18 protein-coding genes and 1 riboswitch are annotated in these 18,754 nt (G+C 46.2%); of the genes, 14 read left to right on the top strand and 4 right to left on the bottom strand.

Annotated features, from left to right (window positions below; all coding sequences use genetic code 11):
• The first annotated feature begins 155 nt into the window (after positions 1-155).
• The 6 genes from brnQ (at position 156) to ACKKE8_RS16455 (ending at position 7,537) form a co-directional block, all read left to right on the top strand.
• Positions 156-1,499 (top strand): branched-chain amino acid transport system II carrier protein, encoded by a 1,344-nt coding sequence (gene brnQ, locus ACKKE8_RS16480; protein WP_409174032.1) that lies wholly within the window; start codon positions 156-158, stop codon positions 1,497-1,499.
• Between the two features lie 132 nt (positions 1,500-1,631).
• Positions 1,632-2,837 (top strand): DUF418 domain-containing protein, encoded by a 1,206-nt coding sequence (locus tag ACKKE8_RS16475; RefSeq protein WP_409174031.1) that lies wholly within the window; start codon positions 1,632-1,634, stop codon positions 2,835-2,837.
• A 221-nt stretch (positions 2,838-3,058) separates the two neighbouring features.
• Positions 3,059-4,471: an FMN-binding glutamate synthase family protein gene (locus ACKKE8_RS16470; protein WP_409174030.1), complete on the top strand. Its 1,413-nt coding sequence runs from the start codon at positions 3,059-3,061 to the stop codon at positions 4,469-4,471.
• Positions 4,472-4,560: 89 nt separating this feature from the next.
• Positions 4,561-5,271 carry a YqjF family protein gene (locus tag ACKKE8_RS16465; RefSeq protein ID WP_409174029.1) on the top strand — a complete coding sequence of 237 codons (711 nt, stop codon included), beginning with the start codon at positions 4,561-4,563 and terminating at the stop codon, positions 5,269-5,271.
• A 129-nt stretch (positions 5,272-5,400) separates the two neighbouring features.
• Complete coding sequence (locus ACKKE8_RS16460; protein WP_409174028.1) at positions 5,401-6,576, top strand: acyltransferase; 1,176 nt, start codon at positions 5,401-5,403, stop codon at positions 6,574-6,576.
• Between the two features lie 61 nt (positions 6,577-6,637).
• Complete coding sequence (locus tag ACKKE8_RS16455; RefSeq protein ID WP_409174027.1) at positions 6,638-7,537, top strand: DMT family transporter; 900 nt, start codon at positions 6,638-6,640, stop codon at positions 7,535-7,537.
• Between the two features lie 135 nt (positions 7,538-7,672).
• Here ACKKE8_RS16455 and ACKKE8_RS16450 read toward each other — a convergent pair whose 3' ends face one another.
• On the bottom strand, positions 7,673-8,980 hold the full coding sequence (locus ACKKE8_RS16450) for an aminotransferase class I/II-fold pyridoxal phosphate-dependent enzyme (RefSeq protein ID WP_409174026.1): 1,308 nt from the start codon (positions 8,978-8,980) through the stop codon (positions 7,673-7,675).
• A 178-nt stretch (positions 8,981-9,158) separates the two neighbouring features.
• Between ACKKE8_RS16450 and def the strand changes: the two genes are divergently transcribed.
• From def to ACKKE8_RS16435, 3 genes are all read left to right on the top strand, one after another.
• On the top strand, positions 9,159-9,686 hold the full coding sequence (def, locus tag ACKKE8_RS16445; protein WP_409174025.1) for a peptide deformylase: 528 nt from the start codon (positions 9,159-9,161) through the stop codon (positions 9,684-9,686).
• Positions 9,687-9,716: 30 nt separating this feature from the next.
• Positions 9,717-10,727 carry a homoserine dehydrogenase gene (locus ACKKE8_RS16440; RefSeq protein ID WP_409174024.1) on the top strand — a complete coding sequence of 337 codons (1,011 nt, stop codon included), beginning with the start codon at positions 9,717-9,719 and terminating at the stop codon, positions 10,725-10,727.
• 101 nt (positions 10,728-10,828) lie between these two features.
• A complete protein-coding gene (locus tag ACKKE8_RS16435; protein WP_409174023.1) occupies positions 10,829-10,984 on the top strand; it encodes a hypothetical protein in 156 nt (51 codons plus the stop codon).
• A 64-nt stretch (positions 10,985-11,048) separates the two neighbouring features.
• Here the strand turns inward: ACKKE8_RS16435 and ACKKE8_RS16430 are convergent, their stop codons facing one another.
• Complete coding sequence (locus ACKKE8_RS16430) at positions 11,049-11,765, bottom strand: CAP domain-containing protein (RefSeq protein WP_409174022.1); 717 nt, start codon at positions 11,763-11,765, stop codon at positions 11,049-11,051.
• Positions 11,766-11,772: 7 nt separating this feature from the next.
• Positions 11,773-11,930: riboswitch (cyclic di-AMP (ydaO/yuaA leader) on the bottom strand.
• A gap of 84 nt (positions 11,931-12,014) precedes the next feature.
• The gene (locus ACKKE8_RS16425) at positions 12,015-12,362 is read right to left on the bottom strand and encodes a rhodanese-like domain-containing protein (RefSeq protein ID WP_409174021.1); all 348 of its coding nucleotides are present in this window, start codon (positions 12,360-12,362) and stop codon (positions 12,015-12,017) included.
• A 432-nt stretch (positions 12,363-12,794) separates the two neighbouring features.
• Between ACKKE8_RS16425 and ACKKE8_RS16420 the strand changes: the two genes are divergently transcribed.
• A complete protein-coding gene (locus ACKKE8_RS16420) occupies positions 12,795-12,998 on the top strand; it encodes a cold-shock protein (RefSeq protein ID WP_007729289.1) in 204 nt (67 codons plus the stop codon).
• 169 nt (positions 12,999-13,167) lie between these two features.
• Here the strand turns inward: ACKKE8_RS16420 and ACKKE8_RS16415 are convergent, their stop codons facing one another.
• Positions 13,168-13,539, bottom strand: a complete 372-nt coding sequence (locus ACKKE8_RS16415) for a hypothetical protein (RefSeq protein ID WP_409174020.1) — start codon at positions 13,537-13,539, stop codon at positions 13,168-13,170.
• 201 nt (positions 13,540-13,740) lie between these two features.
• Between ACKKE8_RS16415 and ACKKE8_RS16410 the strand changes: the two genes are divergently transcribed.
• The 4 genes from ACKKE8_RS16410 (at position 13,741) to ACKKE8_RS16395 (ending at position 18,654) form a co-directional block, all read left to right on the top strand.
• Complete coding sequence (locus ACKKE8_RS16410) at positions 13,741-14,070, top strand: hypothetical protein (protein WP_409174019.1); 330 nt, start codon at positions 13,741-13,743, stop codon at positions 14,068-14,070.
• Between the two features lie 80 nt (positions 14,071-14,150).
• Positions 14,151-15,740, top strand: a complete 1,590-nt coding sequence (locus ACKKE8_RS16405) for a catalase (RefSeq protein ID WP_409174018.1) — start codon at positions 14,151-14,153, stop codon at positions 15,738-15,740.
• 146 nt (positions 15,741-15,886) lie between these two features.
• Positions 15,887-16,462, top strand: a complete 576-nt coding sequence (locus ACKKE8_RS16400) for a TetR/AcrR family transcriptional regulator (RefSeq protein ID WP_409174017.1) — start codon at positions 15,887-15,889, stop codon at positions 16,460-16,462.
• A gap of 77 nt (positions 16,463-16,539) precedes the next feature.
• Positions 16,540-18,654, top strand: coding sequence for a regulator (locus tag ACKKE8_RS16395; protein WP_409179142.1), 2,115 nt, complete (start codon positions 16,540-16,542; stop codon positions 18,652-18,654).
• Positions 18,655-18,754 lie beyond the last annotated feature (100 nt).

Raw genomic sequence — 18,754 nt, 5'->3', positions numbered from 1 at the left:
GATATGGCAGGTGGTTTCCCTTGTTTTTCTACTTTCAATAATAGTGGAAAAAATGTTAATGATCTTGCAATTACAACTATGGCGTTGCTACTAGCGAAGGAACGCAAAAGTTGATAGAATGCCTCTCAATAAGATGGGAGGTAATATACACATCGATGATAACTTTGTCTAAGAAAGAAATGTTGCTGGTCAGTTTTATGCTGTTTTCGATGTTTTTTGGTGCAGGAAACCTGATTTTTCCACCCTACCTGGGTCAAGAGGCTGGTTCCTATGTTTGGCTGTCGATTGCTGGCTTTGTATTATCGGCTGTCGGTCTTCCCATCCTCGGGGTGATTGCCATCGCAAAAGCAGGGAGCTTTTTCCAATTAGCGAGTCGTGTTCATCCAAGCTTTGCTCTTATTTTTCCTATTTTGATTTATGTGTCGATTGGACCCGCACTTGCTATCCCACGTGCAGGCAGTCTCGCGTACGAGATGGGAATGGCGCCGTTTTTGCCGGCACAAGCCGCTGATTCCACCTGGAGTCTTTTCTTCTATACGATCGTATTTTTTGGCATTGTCTTTTGGTTTAGTCTGACTCCATCCAAATTGATTGATCGCTTTGGGAAAATACTGACTCCTGCCCTGTTGACCATGATTGCCTTGATCTACATCAAGAGCTTATTCACACCTCTAGGCCCAACCGGGGTAGCAGCAGGAAAATATGCCACCAATCCAGTTGTGCAAGGTTTTCTGGACGGGTATTTAACAATGGATGCTTTGGCTGCACTCGTATTTGGTATTGTGATCGCCAATACGCTGCGGAGCAAGGGAATCGAGGACAAAAAGCAACTGTCTGCGAATATGATCAAAGCAGGTCTCGGAGCAGGTATGTTGCTAACATTCATCTATGTCATTTTGGGATTGCTCGGTTCATCCGGAGCCTCATTAGGTAGGCCGGAGAATGGCGGGTTGCTCCTGACAGCTATCATGAGGCAGCTATTTGGGACAAGCGGTACGCTGATTCTTGGTGTCATCTTTACCGTCGCTTGCCTTTGTGTATCGATTGGACTCGTAACTTCTTGCAGCCAATACTTTCATGGACGATTCAAAGGTTTGTCCTACAGAGGATGGGCAGTGATTCTCTGTGTTCTGAGCATGGCAGTGGCAAACCTGGGACTATCGGAGATTTTGAGTGTATCTGTCCCAATTCTGGGTGCAATTTATCCAATTGCTATCGTGCTCATTTTATTGGCGTTGTTAGAGCGCTGGATACCTGCGCATTCGTCTGTATATATGACGACTGTCGCAGTTGTGACGGTTTTTGGTGTCGTGGATTTGATGAATCTTACGTTTTTTAATCAGAGCTGGAACGATATCTTGGGGGTTCTTCCGTTTTATAAGGAAGGGGCCGGTTGGATCATGCCAGCAATATTTGCTGGTTTTGTCGGTGTTCTGCTCGACTTTCGGAAAAGGACAAACCGCACAGGAACGGGAACAACGACTTCCCCATCAAAATAAGGCAGCACGTAAGAGAGGGCTTCGTTTTTGCGAAGCTCTCTTGTTTGTGGAAGAAGCATTTGTTACTTTTTTCGAGGTTCATTCGTATTAAAAGTGTTAAAGCCAAAGGAGCAGTTGAGGAGGTTCATTGACGTGAAAGTAGCACCTGTTGCGGAAGGTGAGCGAATTCGACAGCTAGACGGGATTAGAGGCTTTGCCCTCTTGGGGATCTTGCTGGTGAATATGCCGTCATTTTTGTATCCCATCATGTTCTTACCAGATGCAGGGATGGTCAATACCCATTCGGAAATAGATGGTTGGATACGACTTTTGTTTAACATGTTTGTACAGACGAAGTTTTACACCATCTTCTCGTTTTTGTTTGGTGTAGGCTTTTTTCTGTTTATGCATCGCGCCGAGAGCAAACAGTTGCCTTATCAGAGTCTGTTTACTCGCAGATTATTGGTGCTACTGCTTGTGGGGATGGCACATTTTGTTTTCCTCTGGTATGGAGACATTCTTCATACATACGCCCTAGCTGGTTTTCTTCTGTTGCTGTTTTACCACAGGCAAGAAAAGACGATCAAAAGATGGGCGTGGACGCTCTTGATTGGTATGCAGGCCTTGTCTGCTCTGATGCTGACCGTTCCAGAGGACCTCGTTCCAATGCCAGATCAATCACCGCTCATACAAAAAGCTATTGATGCTTATACCAATGGGTCGATTATCGAGTGGTTTCAATTCCGGGTTGCTTACGAAATTCCAGTCGTTTTCTCCCTTGAGTTTATTCTTATCCTATCTGTTCTCCCTCTCTTTTTATTTGGATTTCTTGCAGCCAAGCGGGGAGTATTTGAGAGGACGGAAGAATTTATTCCAGCCATTCGCCGCGTATGGTGGCTGGCGCTGGGCTTGAGTGTTGTGCTTGTACCGATGGTTCCGCTTGTTCAATTTGGCATCGTAAAATTTCCAGCCTCGATCTCGATTGCCGTTCAGACATTTGTTACCTGGAGCGGTCTTAGTCTGTGCGCTTTTTACATCACATCACTGCTGCTTCTATATCGGAAAGAGAGAGCCAAGCGCATGCTGAAGCATTTGGAACCGGTAGGCAGAATGGCATTAAGCAACTACTTGAGCCAAACCATCATCGTTGTTTTAGTGGTGCGTGTTGGACATTTGTACGGAACGCCTGAGTTGGCTCTCGGATTGGTGTTTAGCTTGATGATCTTCATTGCGCAAATCTTCGTTAGTCGCTGGTGGCTCGCCAACTATCAGTTTGGTCCGGCAGAATGGCTTTGGCGCTGTTTGACATACGGCAAATTTGTACCAATGAAACGAAAAGGAGGATCTCATGCGATTTGACACTATCATGACAATTGCTGTCGTGCTTGTGCTAACGTCCTGTTATTTTTATTTGTGGAAAATGCTTCGCTCGAAAACGTCCAGTTAATCTGGGCGTTTTTTCTACCTTTAAAGGACAGGGGAGAGCGTAGGATAAAAGTGGCATGATTGGGGCAAAATTTCCCTATCTCACATACCTAGTAACAAGCAGCAGCGCTCTGAAAGTAGGAAGGAGAAAGAGGATGGCTGGCAACTGGATTTCGTTTTTGATCGGCTCCTTTGTAGGATCGATAGCTGCACTCATCGTGGTGGGACTGCTTTTGATCTGTCTTTTTCGACCTCTTACCCAGTGGCTGCTCGCCAAGTTCATGAAGCGCCTCATGTCAGACCGTTATCCGGAAAATATTTTTGAGATGGTCTCCGCAATGACCAAAGTCAGTCCACGCTACGTCCTGGAGAATAGCTTGCGAGCAGCTACTGGACAAGCCATCGAACGTCCTTTCGGGAGTCCACGCAAGTTCTTGAATTTCGATAGCTTGATATTTTCTCCTGCACAGCTGGCCAAGCTGCCTTCGAGTGAGGATGCAGAAGTGGATATGCAAATCACGATTGGACCCATGGCAAAAAAGCCGTTAACCTTGGACATTCCGCTCATGGTAGGGGCAATGGGGTACGGTATCGGTGTAAGTGCCGATGTGAAAATCGCGATGGCAAAAGGAACGGCCGCAGTGGGGACTTTGACGAATACGGGGGAAGGCCCGTTATTGCCGGAAGAAAGGAAATTCGCCAAACATCTGATTCTCCAATACAACTCGGGAAAATGGGCAAAGGATCCGGAAATTTTACGACAGGCGGACGCCATCGAAATCCATATTGGGCAGGGGGCGACTGCAGCTGCCGCGAGCTTTATCCCTGCTGAATATATCCAGGGAAGAGCTGCTGAAATCATGGGCGTTCAGGATGAAGAAATGATCATCATTCCTTCACGGCAGCCGGAAGTATCGAACCCGGAGGATCTCAAGAAGCTCATAGACAAGTTACGCACGATAACAGACGGCGTTCCGATTGGGGTCAAAATCTGTGCCAGTGCCATACTTGAAAAAGACCTGGAGATTGCAATTCAAGCCGGCGTAGATTTTATCAGTATCGATGGCGGACAGGCGGGGACAAAAGGAGGACCTCCAATTCTGGAGGATGATTTCGGCTTGCCGACGATTTATGCGTTGACCCGGGCCGTGCGCTATTTAAAGAAAAAAGGTGTGAAAGAACGAATTACCTTATTGTCTGGGGGCGGATATAACACCCCGGGTGAGTGCTTGAAAGCAATTGCTTTGGGAGCAGACGGCATATTTATGGGGACAGCTGTTTTGTGGGCGATGACTCATGATCAGGTGACAAAAGCAATACCGTGGGAACCACCGACAGAGCTGATCACCTATCCAGGGAGCTTGAATAACAAATTCGACCCCGATTCAGCCACGAAATACTTGGCTAACTTTTTTCTTTCGTTTGTGGATGAGATGGAAATTGCTATCCTCGCGCTGGGGAAAACGTCTCTTCGTGAAGTTACCGCTGCGGATCTCGTCTCACTCGATGAGATGACGAGCAAAGTGACGAAAGTACCCCTTGCTTATCATTCATCCTCTTCCAATTAAACAGCTTGATCGATGTACGAATGGGAGGGATTCGTATCGAACAGAGGATCATCCAAATTAAGTCGGCCGCACAGTATAACGGATGGACCATGACGCAGACATGGGAGCATCTTCTTTTTTTACATTGGGCGATTTCCCCAGCGTCTATCAAAGCGCTCATTCCAGCAGGACTTGAGCTCGATACTTACGATGGCAAGGCATGGATCAGTATTATCCCGTTTATGCTGAGTGGCGTGCGTTTGCGCCGGATGCCATCCGTACCATTCACGACGACTTTCCCTGAAATCAATGTGAGGACGTATGTGAAGGTGAAAGGGAGGACGGGCGTGTATTTTCTTTCGCTGGATACGTCGAATCCTCTCGTAATCAAGATTGCGAAATTTTGGTACCGACTGCCTTATTATCGGGCTCAAATGGCTTTTCATTGCCAAAGGGATCGGATCGATTTTACCTCTCGACGTCTATATGGTCAACCTCAGTCTCCCTGTTTCGAAGGCAGCTATCAGCCTCTCGCTGACAGATTTTTCGCCAAAGAGGGAACGCTGATGCATTGGCTGACAGAGCGATACACGCTCTTTTGCACGTGTAACAGAACGAAGCAAATCATGTATGCAGATGTGGTGCACGAGCCGTGGCAGCTACAGGAGACAGCCTTTCATATTCGTGAAAACTCGATGACGAAAAACCTGTCGATCCCACTCACGGATTCTCCGCATCTAGCAATGTATTCACGTGGGGTACAAAGTCTTATTTGGCCGATTCGAAGTCTAGCGGATCTATCTTCGGATCAAGGTGGATAGTAGAGGCTGATACCAGTAGAAAAGGGTATCAGTCTTTTTGTTTTTGAGGCTTGCCAGACTGACTTTTGGTCGGTAAGATGGTAGGTAGCACTTTTTTTCGTAAAAACAGGAAGGATCTGGTATTTGGTTATGGCTCGAAAAGAACGAATTGGTGAGTTGGATCTGATCCGGGCCTTTGCATTCTTGGCTGTGGTTTATCAGCATGTCATTGGCGTGTATATCCGTGAGCCGGGACTGACAGAGCAGGTGTCGATCGTCTACGGAATGCTGTTTCATTTGCTAAAATTCGCGGTACCAGCATTCATTTTCATCACGGGTCTTGTTTTGTTTTACAACTACTCCGAAAAAGTGAACTATATTTCCTTCACACGTAAACGGATAACCGAGATTTTGGTTCCGTATGGAATATGGTCAGTGGTCTATCTTTACTTGATGGAGAAGCCTTTGGGTGAGGGAGCATCGTTCATCTGGAATGTAAGCAAAAATTTCCTCACAGGGACGTCCTCGTATCATCTGTGGTTCGTCGTGATGATTTTTCAGTTCTATCTTTTGTATCCGTTTTGGCAAAGAGTATTTGAACTTTTCCGCAGATTCGTGACAAGCCGCTTCCGTCTCGTTGTCGCTCTTAGTGTCTCCGGATTGGTTTATGGGGGCCTTATGTGGTTTTCAGCGCGTTACATTCCTGCGCACGGTTTCCGTTTTGATATGAATTGGCTTGATACGTATTTCATCAAATACCGTGATCGAAATGCGTTCTATTATTTCTATTACTTTTTGTTCGGTGGCTTGGTCGCTTTCACGTTGCCCGCATTTCGTGCCATCCTGAAAAAATACTGGCAATGGATCATCGTTTCGGTTGGTGTTTTGTACGCAGTTATTGGCTATGAACTTTTCCGTGATTCAGGACAAGGCCAAATCAATTTAAACGTAGCGACATCCTTGAAACCGTCCATGTTCCTCTATACGATGGCTTGCTTATTGGCTGTGTACGCTCTCTGTCTATGGATGAGCAAAAAGCAGTCCAAATGGACACATTGGCTAGGACTCCTTGGGAAATATTCGTACGGAGCTTATTTGATTCATGCGCTGATCTTGACGTACTTGATGAAGATTTTGCGCGAGCTTCAGCTTTTTCACACGGGCGTGTGGGGAAGTATGGTAGCATTCGTCTTGTGCTCCATTCTTTCTTTTGCCATATCATATGGGTTGGGAAAACTGCCGTTTGGTTCTTGGCTGGTGGGGGCAGCAGAGAAAAAGACAAAAAAGATCCCGTCATCTCAAAAAGAATGGCAAAACGCAGGGTAATCGCAAGCAGTTTGGCCAGATGCTGGGAATTGTAGGAGGTTGAAGGGAGAAGCGGGTCGTCATGCTGTTAGCTTACATTCAGTTAGCCTTGGCTATGGCCTTGGTCGGAAGCAACATCTCCATCGGTAAAGAAATTGTTTCCCATGTTCCTGTGTTTTTGTTTTCGGAGCTGCGCTTTTTGCTTGCGATCGTCATCCTATTGCCGCTGCTCGCTATGCGTGGGGAATGGAAAACGTCTTGGAGCCGAGAGGAAGGCAAGGTGTTATTCTGGCAGTCGTTTTTCGGCGTGTTTTTGTTTAGTATTTGCATGCTGTACGGCGTACAGTGGACGACCGCTACTGCAGCCGGTATCATTACGAGTACGGTACCTGCCTGCATCGCTTTGTTTTCGTTCTGGATTCTCAGGGAAAAATTACACGCCAACAGTTTAGTGGCGATCGGTCTTTCAGTGGGGGGCATCGGCTTCATAACGTTCACAGGAGGCGGCGGGGAGCAAAACTGGATAAGCATGCTCGGCAATCTCTTCGTATTTTTTGCGGTCGTCAGCGAAGCGCTCTTTACGATTTTCGCCAAAAGACTTTCTGGGAAAATCACGCCTTTCCAAATGACGGCTGCGATTAATGTCATCAGCTTTGTCTTGTTTCTTCCGTTTGCGATCTGGGAAAGCTTGCGGTTTGATTGGAGTGTCGTACCTGCAAATGTGTGGTGGCTTCTCGTATACTATGCGTTTACGGCAAGCGTCTTATCCTTCTTTCTCTGGTACAAAGGAGTGGAGAAGGTGGAGGCTTCCAAAGCGGGCTTGTTCACTGGAATGATGCCGATCAGTGCTGCTCTCGTAGCTGTCTTTTTCTTGAACGAAGCATTTACTTGGATGCATGGAATGGGGATGATCCTGGTGCTCGCCTCCATTTTTATCGGTACACAGCAGCCACGTCGTATACGTTCGTCGATTGAGAGCTGAAAGAAATAGCATGATGGAAAGGTCTCGGAAACCCTCGCATTTATACTTACGGGGTATCCGGGTCTTTTTTTTGAAAAAAAGAGAAAAGCGCCCTGACACGAGGTCAAGACGCTTTTGCAATAGAGTTTGTTACGTTTATTTGGTCAATGCATTTTCCAAATCTTTCACACCGCTGTAAACCAATTCGAACAAGTCAGCAATGTTTTCTTCCTCAATGCAAGAAAAGGCAATGCGCAAATCGGTTTGACCGAGAGCGATCGTGCCGACGCCATACTGTTCCAGCAAGTGCTGACGCAATGTTTCTGCTTCGACAGTCTTTAGCTTGAGGCACATGAAGTAGCCGGAGTTGAATGGATAGTAGGTCCACACGTCATTGTATTTTCCGCTGTCGAGCACTTCCTTGACGCGGTTGGCGCGGCCTTTCATGATATCGAATTTCTCCTGCTTCTGTGCTTTATACTCCGGTGCAGTGATTGCGTGCAGGACGAACGTTTGGGAAGGATGTGATCCGCTGGAAAGAGTCGCGCGAATGATTCCCATTGTCTTCTGCTCCAAAGCGCTGAGCAAGTCGCTGGATGGAGATGCATACGTAATGAAGCCAACACGGAAGCCCCATACGTAATCTTCTTTGGTAGCTCCATCTACTTTTACAGGCAGGATGCGCGGGTGAACGTCGCACAGGCTAGCGAAGAGAGATTCGTGCATCGAATCCTCGAAGAACAAGCCGAAGTACGCGTCATCTGTCACCGCAACAATGTTGATTCCAGCCTCTGCGCCTTCTTTGAGTGCAGCGACGATTTGTTTTCCTTCCTCTGGACCTGGTGTATAGCCAGTTGGGTTATTCGGGAAGTTGAGTACGACGATGGCTTTGCCTTTGTCTTTTTGTGCAAGAATGGCATCACGCAAAGCAGTAGCATTAAATTTCATCTCGTCGTTATACAATGGGTAGTAGACCATTTCCGCACCACGGCGAATCGAAAAGGTAAGCTCGTAGTTTTCCCAGTTTTTGTCCGGGATGATGACACTGTCGCCGCTGTCAGCGAACAAGTCAGATACGATGCTCAGTCCATGCGTTAATGCGTTTGTAACGATTGGGTTACTAAACGTATGGTTAGCCAGTGCAGGCTGTTCCTCGATCATTTTTTTACACCATGCTGCACGCAGCTCAGGCTTTCCGGCTGGGGGAGCATATTCGTAAATGTCTTTTGGCTGGTAAGCAGACAGGTTATCCTGAATGACCTTAAGGTGCATCGGTTGACCGTTTTCCAGTGCAATCCCGATGGTTGCGTTGTACTTTTTCGCTTTTGCTTTCGCTTCTGCCGACTGGCTGAGAATCCCCTCTTTTGGGAAATAAATCAGCTTGGCAATATTGGACAGCATTTCATACACGTGCGGGTTTTCTCGTTGGATGGTTTCGTTCAGCGTTGATGCCAATGAATGCATGGTAGCCTCCCTCTTCATTTACAAACATCTATCTTTACCAATAAAGATAGCGTATCTACATGCATTTGTCACCCTTGCCTAGCGGGATATTTCAGATTTTGTGAGGTTCCTTTTGACAGTGGGGAACGGATTTGCTACCTTGAAATCGAAAACTGAGTAATGCGGGAGGGAGAAGGAAATGGCTGAACGCATGATCGTTCGCCTGGGGGACCCTATCTTGCGTGAAACTTCAAAAAGAGTACCATCCATTACTCCACAGGTTGAAAAGATTTTGGATGATATGGCCCAAACGATTTACGCTGCGAAAGGTCGAGCAGGCTTGTCCGCGATCCAGATTGGCATCCCGAAGCGTTTAGTTGTGATGGATTGTGGTAGCGGCTTGATTGAACTGATCAATCCGGTGTTGATGGAAAAATCAGGTGAGCAGGTAGGGCAAGAAGCTTGTCTTTCGATACCGGGTGTTTTTGGAATCGTTCGTCGGGCGAATTATGTCAAAGTTCAGACGCTGAACCGCCAAGGAGAAACGAAGACAATCGAAGCCGAAGATTTCCTGGCTCGGTGTATTCAGCACGAGATGGACCATTTGGAAGGAATTTTGTTTATTGATCATACGGAAGAGCTCTACTCAGCAAAAACAGGCAAGAAACTGAATCGGAAGGATTTGCATCGGATACAGGCTAAAAGTAGAAAAAAATGGTGGAAATAAACGGAGCATAAACAGCAAGGAGATTGACTCATGAAACGTTGGAATATTATGTTAACAGGCTTTGGAACGGTAGGACAGCAAGTAGCCAGACTGCTGGAGCAGCGACGGGACAGATACCGCGAGCTTTATCAAGCGGATGTCAGACTCGTGGGAGTCGTTCGTTCGGCTTCCGGTCTCTATGATGAGAACGGAATCGATTCAGGAAAATGGGAAGACTATGCTCATACAAAACAGGTATTGAACCCATCATGGAACTCGCTGGAATTTATCAAGTCGGTTCAAGCGGATGTGCTCATCGAGGCTGGTCCATCTGAAAAAGAGGGAGGACCCGGTCTTACTTTTATTCGTTATGCATTGGAAAATGCTATACATGCGATCGCGATTTCAAAAGGCGCGCTTGTTGTCGATTATGCTGGCTTAGCCGCTCTAGCCAAAAAACATGGCGTCGCGTTGAAAGTGAGTGGTGCAACAGCAGCAGCCCTGCCAACAATCGATCTATTGCAGTATAACCTGGCAGGCTGTGAAGTGAAACGAGTCGAAGGCATTTTTACGGGAACGACTAACTTCGTGCTCACAAAAATGATGGAAGAGGGGCTCACCTGTGGGGAAGCAGTCGAGCTCGCTCAGAAGATGGGGATTGCCGAACCGGACCCTTCTTACGATATCGATGGTTGGGATACAGCTTCGAAGCTTACGATCTTGGCAAACGCCGCTTTTGGCGCGCAAGTAAAACTGGCGGATATCGCACGCGCAAGTATTCGTGAAATAACCTCGTTACAAATCGAGAACTGGAAAAAGCATACCAAGATTCCCAAGCTGATCGGAAGCATCCAAAAGGGAGCGAATGGCAAGCTTTCTGTAGCAGTTGAGCTTTGTGCAGTGGATTTTACCCATCCATTTGCAGCTGTTTCAGGTACGACAAAAGCTATACGGGTAGAAACAGATGTTATGGGGGATTTATTGGTCGTTGGAGGAAAATCTGATCCTGTCGCGGCAGCAGCGGCTGCCTTAAAAGACCTTGAACATATTATTAGCAGATAGGTTCATTTGCATGTGCTTCCAGTGTTCCTTAGGAATGAGTCGTTTACAACAACGAGCATACTAGGGATGCACCACCAAAAACGGCGAGGGGGGCCATACGGATGAAACAATCGTCTGATGTCAATGCCGAGCTGCAGCAAGTATCTGCTTACCCAACCAAGCAAGAAATGAATCAAAAAGACGTTGCTTTGTTAAATGAGCAGGAAAGCAGCTGCTGTACCCCCAAAAAACAAGCTTTCGAAGCACAGCAGGAATAATGCCAACACGAAAAAGCCGGGTCTCGATTAAGAGACACCGGCTTTTCGTTTCGTGCAGTGCGTTCTATCCGATAAATTCTTGTACCCAGTAGCCATTTGTGAAGCCTACACCAATTTTTGTGAACGCAGGGTTCATAATATTTTGGCGGTGGCCTTCACTGTTCATCCATTGTGTCATAACTTCTTGTGGACTCTGTTGACCCATGGCGATATTCTCACCTGCAGTCGAGTACTGAATGCCATACTGCTTCATCATGTCAAATGGGGAACCGTACGTAGGACTGTTGTGGTCAAAATAGTTGTTAGCAGACATATCTTGTGCTTTTGCCAACGCTACTTTGGACAATGCTGCATCCATTTGAACAGGCTTGAGACCTGCTTTTGCACGTTCTTGGTTCACCAAATCCGCGACTTGTTTTGCAAAGTCACCAGTTTTTGCTGGATCCGCTTGATTTACTGGAGCGGCAGGCTGAGTGACGTTATTGCTAGGTTGCGCTGGTGCAGGTTGTACCGGAGTTGGTTGTACCGGCTTTGCAGGTTGCATCGGTGTCATTGGCTGTTGTACGGGCATAGGTTGTCCAGGGGCAAAGCCTTGTTTTTGTTGAAAGAAGTTCCAAAATTGCTGGGAATTTGGAGCTTTTTGGAATTGTGGCATATAATATTGGAATTGTCCGCTAGGAACAGGGCAATTAGTAGCAGCCGAAGCAGAAGTAGCGAAGCCTGTGAGAGCCAAGCCCAGACCAAGAGTCATCGCGATTGTAACAGAACCAAAACGTTTCATTAAATAAATCTCTCCTTTTTTTTGCCTACGAGGTTAGTTGTCGGATTCGGATTGAGGAAACAACCCTACGCCCAGTTTGGCGATTCACCCCAATGTGGAATATCACATCCACAAAAAAGTCCCCCGCACTTCCTTTTCAAGAGGAAGTCTCGGCTTATTTCGTTTGGCATGAACAACGATATCAGACAATCCCAATCGAAATAAAGGAGTAATATCTGGCAAATGGCTACAATCGTTGATAAATTAGGCTCATTTCGCTCCGTTTGATTGTTCCTTCCATGCGGTTAAGCCGCCTTCCAATGCATTTGCTTCAAAACCATGCTCGCGAAGAAGAGCAGCAGCTTTTTGAGCTTTGTTTCCGGTTGTACATAGGGTGACAATCTGTATATTCCGCCCAAGTTTTTCTGTCTCCTCATCGAGCGGCTTGTCCTGTTCTTTCATTAGAAGATAGGGAATGTTTCGGGTCGGTGCGTTTTCGCTAAAAAGACTGCCGGTCATAAATTTTTCAACGTCGCGTACGTCTAATAAAAGAACCGGCGTTTTTTGTTGGAGCATTTGAGTTAATTGAATTTTTGTCAATGTATGATGATTTTGCAATGATATCCCTCCCGTTGTTATTGTAACAGAGTATTGCAATGACCAGAATAAGGGAGAACGGTTGATTTTATTGGACAACCATGGTAGAATGAACTTGCTACTTGAAAAATTGATACCTAATCATTCATCGAGGTGTATTTTTATGCTGATGGATAACATTTTTGAATCCCCGATTCACACTGGCGCGGTCATCGGAGCCGCAAGGATGGAAGAGAGGAAGGGCTTTCATTGTTTTAGGTTTTCAAAAGGTTTAGTTTTTAATTTTGCAGTTCCGTCCTATGACATTCGTATATTCGCCGAGTAGGTAAAATTCACATATCATGAAGGCGTATCATGGCACATGATTGGTATTTCTTCATGATATGTGAGCTTTATTTGCTTCGGTAAATATGACTAGCATATTCAAATTGAATTTTTGGAGGTTTTTTTAAAATGCAAACGAACGGAACAGTAAAATGGTTTAACGCAGAAAAAGGTTTCGGTTTCATTCAAGTAGAAGGCGGAGACGATGTATTCGTACACTTCAGCGCAATTCAAGGTGACGGTTTCAAAACTTTGGACGAAGGTCAAAAAGTTCAATTCAACATCGTTCAAGGCAACCGTGGCCCACAAGCTGAGAACGTAGTAAAACTGTAAGTCTCCTTTTAAAAGAAACTGTCCTTTCGAGGGCAGTTTCTTTTTTCTCGTGGGTGTAAAAGCAAGAAGGCGTTGGGATAGTTCCCGGCGCCTTTTCCTGCATGCGAATGGATTAAAAAAGGAACTATGGCGTCCCACCATAATTCCTTATTTTCATTCTGCAAAATGATTAAATACAAGACTCGATTTCGATTGTTTGGAATTGACTATCAAGCACTGTAAGACCAACAACTTGACCGCCGCCGATAGCAGTACGGCCATAAGTGGTGAGAAGCACATTTTCGTTGTTACCTGCTACGGTGAGGCGAACTTCATAGTGGTTGGAAGCGGGGACAAGTCCATTGAATGCAGTACGAGTATTGGCTGGGATAAATTGCGTAATGTCAAGCAAGGTGCTAACCGGATTGGTTTGCGTAACCGCAGCACCCCAGTTCAATATTTGCACACGTACTTCAACATCCTCTGTGTTCAGATTGACTAGGTCGAGATGAGCGGTGAGAGCAACCCTCAGGTTGTTTTGCAAAATACCAGTCGTTCTCACAGTATTTCGTCTTGGGCGTCTGTGGTTTCTGCTTTCACCTTGATCGTCGTCGTATTCGATTTCAGACATCCATGTTCACTCCATTCTTGTGTAATCTAGTGGGACAATAATACGATATTGTTTCTTGTCTTGATTTGTAACGGCGAACGTAAGGGGACGAGTAACTATTTTTAATAGAGGATGGTGGAGGTTTTGGGAGAAATGCCTGTATTCAAACAATTAAACTATACGGCACGATTTGATTGGGGATATGAAGGGGTGGAACAGGTTGGCTCAGCATCGGATATGATCGTCATTATCGATGTGTTCTCCTTCAGCACGTGTGTTGATATCGTAACGGGACGTGGAGGTATCGTCTATCCTTATCAGGTAAAGGATGAATCACACCTTCCCGCTTACTTGCAGAAATGTGCTTCCGGCCAAGAGCTGATCAGCATGGGGTACTCGGAAGATGTTGCACTTGCAGCGGCATGGAATCAGAGTTGCACGGTTCCAGTGCTTAACGATGATTTTGCTTACGAAGCTATTTAGTCTTTTCGCATAAAGAATCCCTCATTCGGTAACCATGGTTATGAACCACACATGAGAAAAACTGGACAGGGAGGATTCATATGGATGACAATAGCAAGTCCAATAACCAGTCAGAAGAAAATATCCTGACGAATCGCCAAGGCCATCCGATTACAGACAACCAGAACCTGCGCACCGTTGGAAATCGCGGGCCAACCGTTCTGGAGAATTACGACTTTCTGGAAAAAATCACACATTTTGATCGGGAGAAAACACCTGAGCGTGTCGTGCATAGCCGAGGAGCAGGAGCACATGGCTATTTTGAAGCGTATGGAACCGTTGGTGATGAGCCGATTTCTACGTACACGAGGGCAAAGCTGTTTTCGGAGCGGGGGAAAAAAACGCCTGTGTTTGTACGTTTTTCTACGGTTAATCATGGCACACATTCACCCGAGACATTGCGCGATCCACGTGGGTTTGCGGTGAAGTTTTATACTGAGGACGGGAACTGGGATCTGGTTGGTAATAACCTCAAAGTTTTTTTCATTCGGGATGCGATGAAGTTTCCTGATCTTGTACATGCGTTCAAGCCTGATCCTGTCACAAACATTCAAGACGTGGAACGGATCTTTGACTTTATCTCGAACACGCCTGAGGCCATGCATATGATCACGTTTTTGTTCTCCCCGTGGGGAATACCAGCGAACTATCGGCAAATGCAAGGCTCTGGTGTCAACACGTACAAGTGGGTAAACCACGAAGGAAAAGCGGTCCTGGTCAAATACCATTGGCAGCCATTAACGCAAGGGATTAAAAATTTGACACAAAAACAGGCGGAAGAGATCCAAGGGAAAAACTTTAATCATGCCACGCAGGACTTGTATGAAGCGATTGAGCGAGGAGAATATCCGGAGTGGGAAATGTGCGTCCAGATCATGAGTGATGACGATCACCCAGAGCTCGATTTTGATCCGCTTGATCCAACGAAAATATGGCCAGAAGATCAATTTCCGTTTCTTCCTGTAGGCAAAATGGTATTGAACAAAAACCCGGATAACTATTTTGCAGAGGTCGAGCAAGCAGCTTTTGGGACAGGCGTTTTAGTGGATGGACTTGATTTTTCCGATGACAAGCTACTGCAAGGAAGGACCTTCTCCTACTCCGACACGCAACGTTATCGGGTTGGCGCCAACTATTTGCAGCTTCCGGTTAACGCTCCTAAAAAGCATGTCGCTACCAACCAGGAAGGCGGTCAAATGCTGTATCGCGTAGATCGGACGCAGCGGCATATTAACTATGAGCCATCGACGATTGGCGGGTTGCAGGAAGCCAAGCAGGCCGCCCCTGATCATCAGCCAGAAGTGGAAGGGAAGGTCGTTCGTCAAAAAATTGATCGCACCAACGATTTTAAACAGGCGGGAGAACGTTACCACCTCATGGAAGACTGGGAGCGAGAAGACCTCATTGCCAATCTGACGGATGCACTCCTCTCCTGTGATCCACGCATTCAAGAAAAAATGCTCGACTATTTCTCGCAATGTGATGAAGAGTATGGCCAGCGTTTGAAATCTGGAATCGCACAAGGCAATGGCGGAAACAGCAAAGAGATGGGCGGACCGATGGGCGCTACGAATCCTGGAGCGGCAGTCAAAGAAGCCGAACAGAAGTCTCGTCCGTCTCAACCTTACTGATGACCCGAGTCAACAACAAGACTGAATGAACAGCGGAGCTTTGCCGAATCCATGGTAAAGCTCTTTTTATGTATCCGGTTGTAATTTGACTTAACAATCAGTAGGCTAAAACGTATGGGATCGATTTGCCAAAGGAGACGTCATTCATGTCAAAAGATAATAAAACACATCAACATATTGTAGAAGCAGCCTTTCAATTGTTCGCGGAGCATGGGATTGAAAAGACGAGCCTGACGATGATTGCTACAGAAGTAGGGATCACGAAGCCGGCGATCTACTACCACTTTGCATCAAAGGACGCGCTTCTCGATTATTTGTTCGATCAACTGTTTGGAAACTATACATTCTCCCATTTTTTTACGGTGAAAGATTTTACAGCGGACAATTTCGAGGAACTCCTTATCGAAAACGGGTTGAAGCTATTGCCGAGCGAGGAAGAGGATTATGCCTTTTTACGTGTCTTCAATCAATTTCTGCTGTCTGTTAGTCAAAAAGAGAAGTACCGTGACAAGCTGCGTGTGATGCAAGAAGATTTTTTGCAGGGCTTTACTTCCTTATTGGAGCGAGGGGTAGAGTTAGGTGTCGTCACGCCTGACCGTATCGTAGCAAAAGCTCATATTCTAGGGCTCGTCGTTGATAATATCAGTAATTACATGTTGATGGGGATCGAGCTAGACCAGAGGGATATCTGGACTGAAACAGTGAGTAGCGTGTTAAAGTAATCGAAAAAACAGTAACACAATTCGAGTTGCCAGCGTCTTACAATTGTTTACATTAGACGATGGTGAGGAGATTCATGATGGTACGAAGAGAGAAATGGGTAGCACTATTGAGCTATACTGCGGTACTCTCCCTATTGACGACGGGTGGGGTCGCTGCTGCATCCCCTGCGAAGGGAGTTTCCCAAAAAGTAGAAGCATCGGCTGGCACGACAGGCTATACCGAGGTGAAGCTACAGGCTTGCAGTCAAGACGACGCGAAAGCGGATGTTTCGGACACAACGATGAAGTCCTGGAAACCATTGGAGAAAAGGCCGGTACTGGAGGGGATTACCTCCATCGCAACGGGCGTCATTTTTGATGAAGCAGGCTATGGGTGGAGGCCCGGTATTTCTTATGCCTTCACCGAGGATGGGCAAGTGTGGAAATGGGGCTTTCAATCTGACAAAAAGTATGAACCGCACAAGCTAGATGGGATCAAAGATGCCAAGCAAGTCATGACCGATTATGTCCTCACGAGCGCCGGTGAAGTATGGCGGATCGATGAGAAGAAAGCACCAGAAAAACTGGCCGGTCTGGATAAAATCAAGAACATTCAGCAGCTCGACCTTCATGAAGGCGTACTCTTTTTACTGAAAGAAGACGGTACCGTACTGAAATGGGAAAAAGGAGCGAAAGCAGCAGAAAAGGTATCGAAGCTTTCGAATATCCGTGATATGTATAGCTCAGCCTTTTCCTTGTTTGCAATAGATGACCAAGGGAAACTTCTTTATCTCGATGGCAAATCTGGAGAGCTGAACACAGAAAATCTGCAAGTAATGGATATCCTAGGGAAAGTCAAACAGGTAGCCGTCGATTATACGGATCGTGCCTTGATCCAAACAGAAAAGGGCGAAGTGTATAGCTACAATACAAAAGAAAATGAAAAAGTAGTGCGTGCCGCTCATGCAGATGGTGCCACGCGGATGGCAGTTGGCGGAGAAGGATTGTACTTGGTCGTAAAAGCGGACGGAAGTGTTTGGGGCTGGGGACATAATACACTAGGAATGCTCGGTGCGAATCTGGAAAATGAGCTTGAGGTGCCTGTCAAAATTGCGGGTCTTTCTGATATTACAGACGTCCAAGCAGGAACCGACCATGTGATTGCTCTCGATAAAAAAGGAAACGTCTATTCATTTGGCAGCAATATGACAGGACAGCTGGGTCGAATCCCTGTTACGTTTGACAAATGGACAGAATTGGGCGAATTACGTGATGTAAAACAGGTAGTAACTGAGCTGGATCGACCGTACTTTGTTCGTAAGGATGGTTCTGTATGGAGTTTTGGCGCGGATCGAGTGCCATATGAAGTGAAAGGACCTACGAAAGTAAAAACATTGGATAGCATCATGGATTCTCCGGTTACCTTGAATGAGAACGGACAAATCCAGTTGTGGACCAGTAAATTTAGCAGCTGTGAAACATTGGCGCTGCCTTCTCGCATCAAGGATTTTGTTGGTGGGGAGAAGCATCTCTTATTGCGTACGGAAGATGACCAATTCTTGACTGTGGAATTCAGTTATGATTCCGCCGAACGCGGAGGGGTATATGTCATCACGAACTTGCGCCCACAAAAAGTGGAAACCATCAAAATAGATTCAAAATTGGCAGCGGATGTGACTAAGCTTTATGCCAATCTGTATACGTTTTTTGCTGTAACGAAAAATGGACAGGTATTGTACGCAGAACGGAAGAATGATGAGCCATTCACTTCATTTGTGCAGATAGCTGGTTTAGAAGGAATTCGCGAGCTTGCACCTGAGTATTTTGTCCGTTACACAAAGGATACCGCTTCAGTATGGGCGATCAATGATGCAGGCAAGGTTCAGGAAATTCAGGTTTACCCTGAGAGCGAAGGAAATGACGCAGGAGCTATCAACGTGAAGCTGGAACCCAAAACAGAAGAAGGCATTGCCATGATGAGCGGACGTTTGCGGATTACCAAGGATGGGGAAATCTTCGAACACGAATGGGAATCGCTTAAAAAGCAAAAAGTGGCTGCTCCCGTTAGACTGATTTCCTCTTCGTACGACTATGCGATCGAAGGACCGGGCACGCATTATCATGTGCTGGTCACCGAAAATGATAAGATCATATTGATTGGCGATAATCCATACGGAAAAGGTGAGCTTCAACCAGATATAGTCAGACAATAAAAGACTGAAAGAAACGGCACAGTGGGAGCACTCATTTTCCGCTGTGCTTCTTTTTTGCCCTTTTTAGAATGGATGGAAAAAGATGGTTGACAATTTAAAT

It is taken from the genome of Brevibacillus fortis (genome assembly GCF_046196545.1).
GTDB lineage: Bacteria > Bacillota > Bacilli > Brevibacillales > Brevibacillaceae > Brevibacillus > Brevibacillus fortis_A.
The sequence above is the reverse complement of the archived record's forward strand: the minus strand, read 5'-3'. Positions and strand labels throughout refer to the sequence as shown.

Coding starts and splice junctions, on each gene's coding strand:
- ACKKE8_RS16420 (WP_007729289.1), top strand. CDS start 12,795: ATGCAAACGAACGGAACAGTAAAATGGTTTAACGCAGAAAAAGGTTTC.
- ACKKE8_RS16405 (WP_409174018.1), top strand. CDS start 14,151: ATGGATGACAATAGCAAGTCCAATAACCAGTCAGAAGAAAATATCCTG.
- brnQ (WP_409174032.1), top strand. CDS start 156: ATGATAACTTTGTCTAAGAAAGAAATGTTGCTGGTCAGTTTTATGCTG.
- ACKKE8_RS16450 (WP_409174026.1), bottom strand. CDS start 8,980: ATGCATTCATTGGCATCAACGCTGAACGAAACCATCCAACGAGAAAAC.
- ACKKE8_RS16460 (WP_409174028.1), top strand. CDS start 5,401: ATGGCTCGAAAAGAACGAATTGGTGAGTTGGATCTGATCCGGGCCTTT.
- ACKKE8_RS16470 (WP_409174030.1), top strand. CDS start 3,059: ATGGCTGGCAACTGGATTTCGTTTTTGATCGGCTCCTTTGTAGGATCG.
- def (WP_409174025.1), top strand. CDS start 9,159: ATGGCTGAACGCATGATCGTTCGCCTGGGGGACCCTATCTTGCGTGAA.
- ACKKE8_RS16435 (WP_409174023.1), top strand. CDS start 10,829: ATGAAACAATCGTCTGATGTCAATGCCGAGCTGCAGCAAGTATCTGCT.
- ACKKE8_RS16465 (WP_409174029.1), top strand. CDS start 4,561: ATGACGCAGACATGGGAGCATCTTCTTTTTTTACATTGGGCGATTTCC.
- ACKKE8_RS16400 (WP_409174017.1), top strand. CDS start 15,887: ATGTCAAAAGATAATAAAACACATCAACATATTGTAGAAGCAGCCTTT.
- ACKKE8_RS16430 (WP_409174022.1), bottom strand. CDS start 11,765: ATGAAACGTTTTGGTTCTGTTACAATCGCGATGACTCTTGGTCTGGGC.
- ACKKE8_RS16410 (WP_409174019.1), top strand. CDS start 13,741: ATGCCTGTATTCAAACAATTAAACTATACGGCACGATTTGATTGGGGA.
- ACKKE8_RS16395 (WP_409179142.1), top strand. CDS start 16,540: ATGGTACGAAGAGAGAAATGGGTAGCACTATTGAGCTATACTGCGGTA.
- ACKKE8_RS16455 (WP_409174027.1), top strand. CDS start 6,638: ATGCTGTTAGCTTACATTCAGTTAGCCTTGGCTATGGCCTTGGTCGGA.
- ACKKE8_RS16440 (WP_409174024.1), top strand. CDS start 9,717: ATGAAACGTTGGAATATTATGTTAACAGGCTTTGGAACGGTAGGACAG.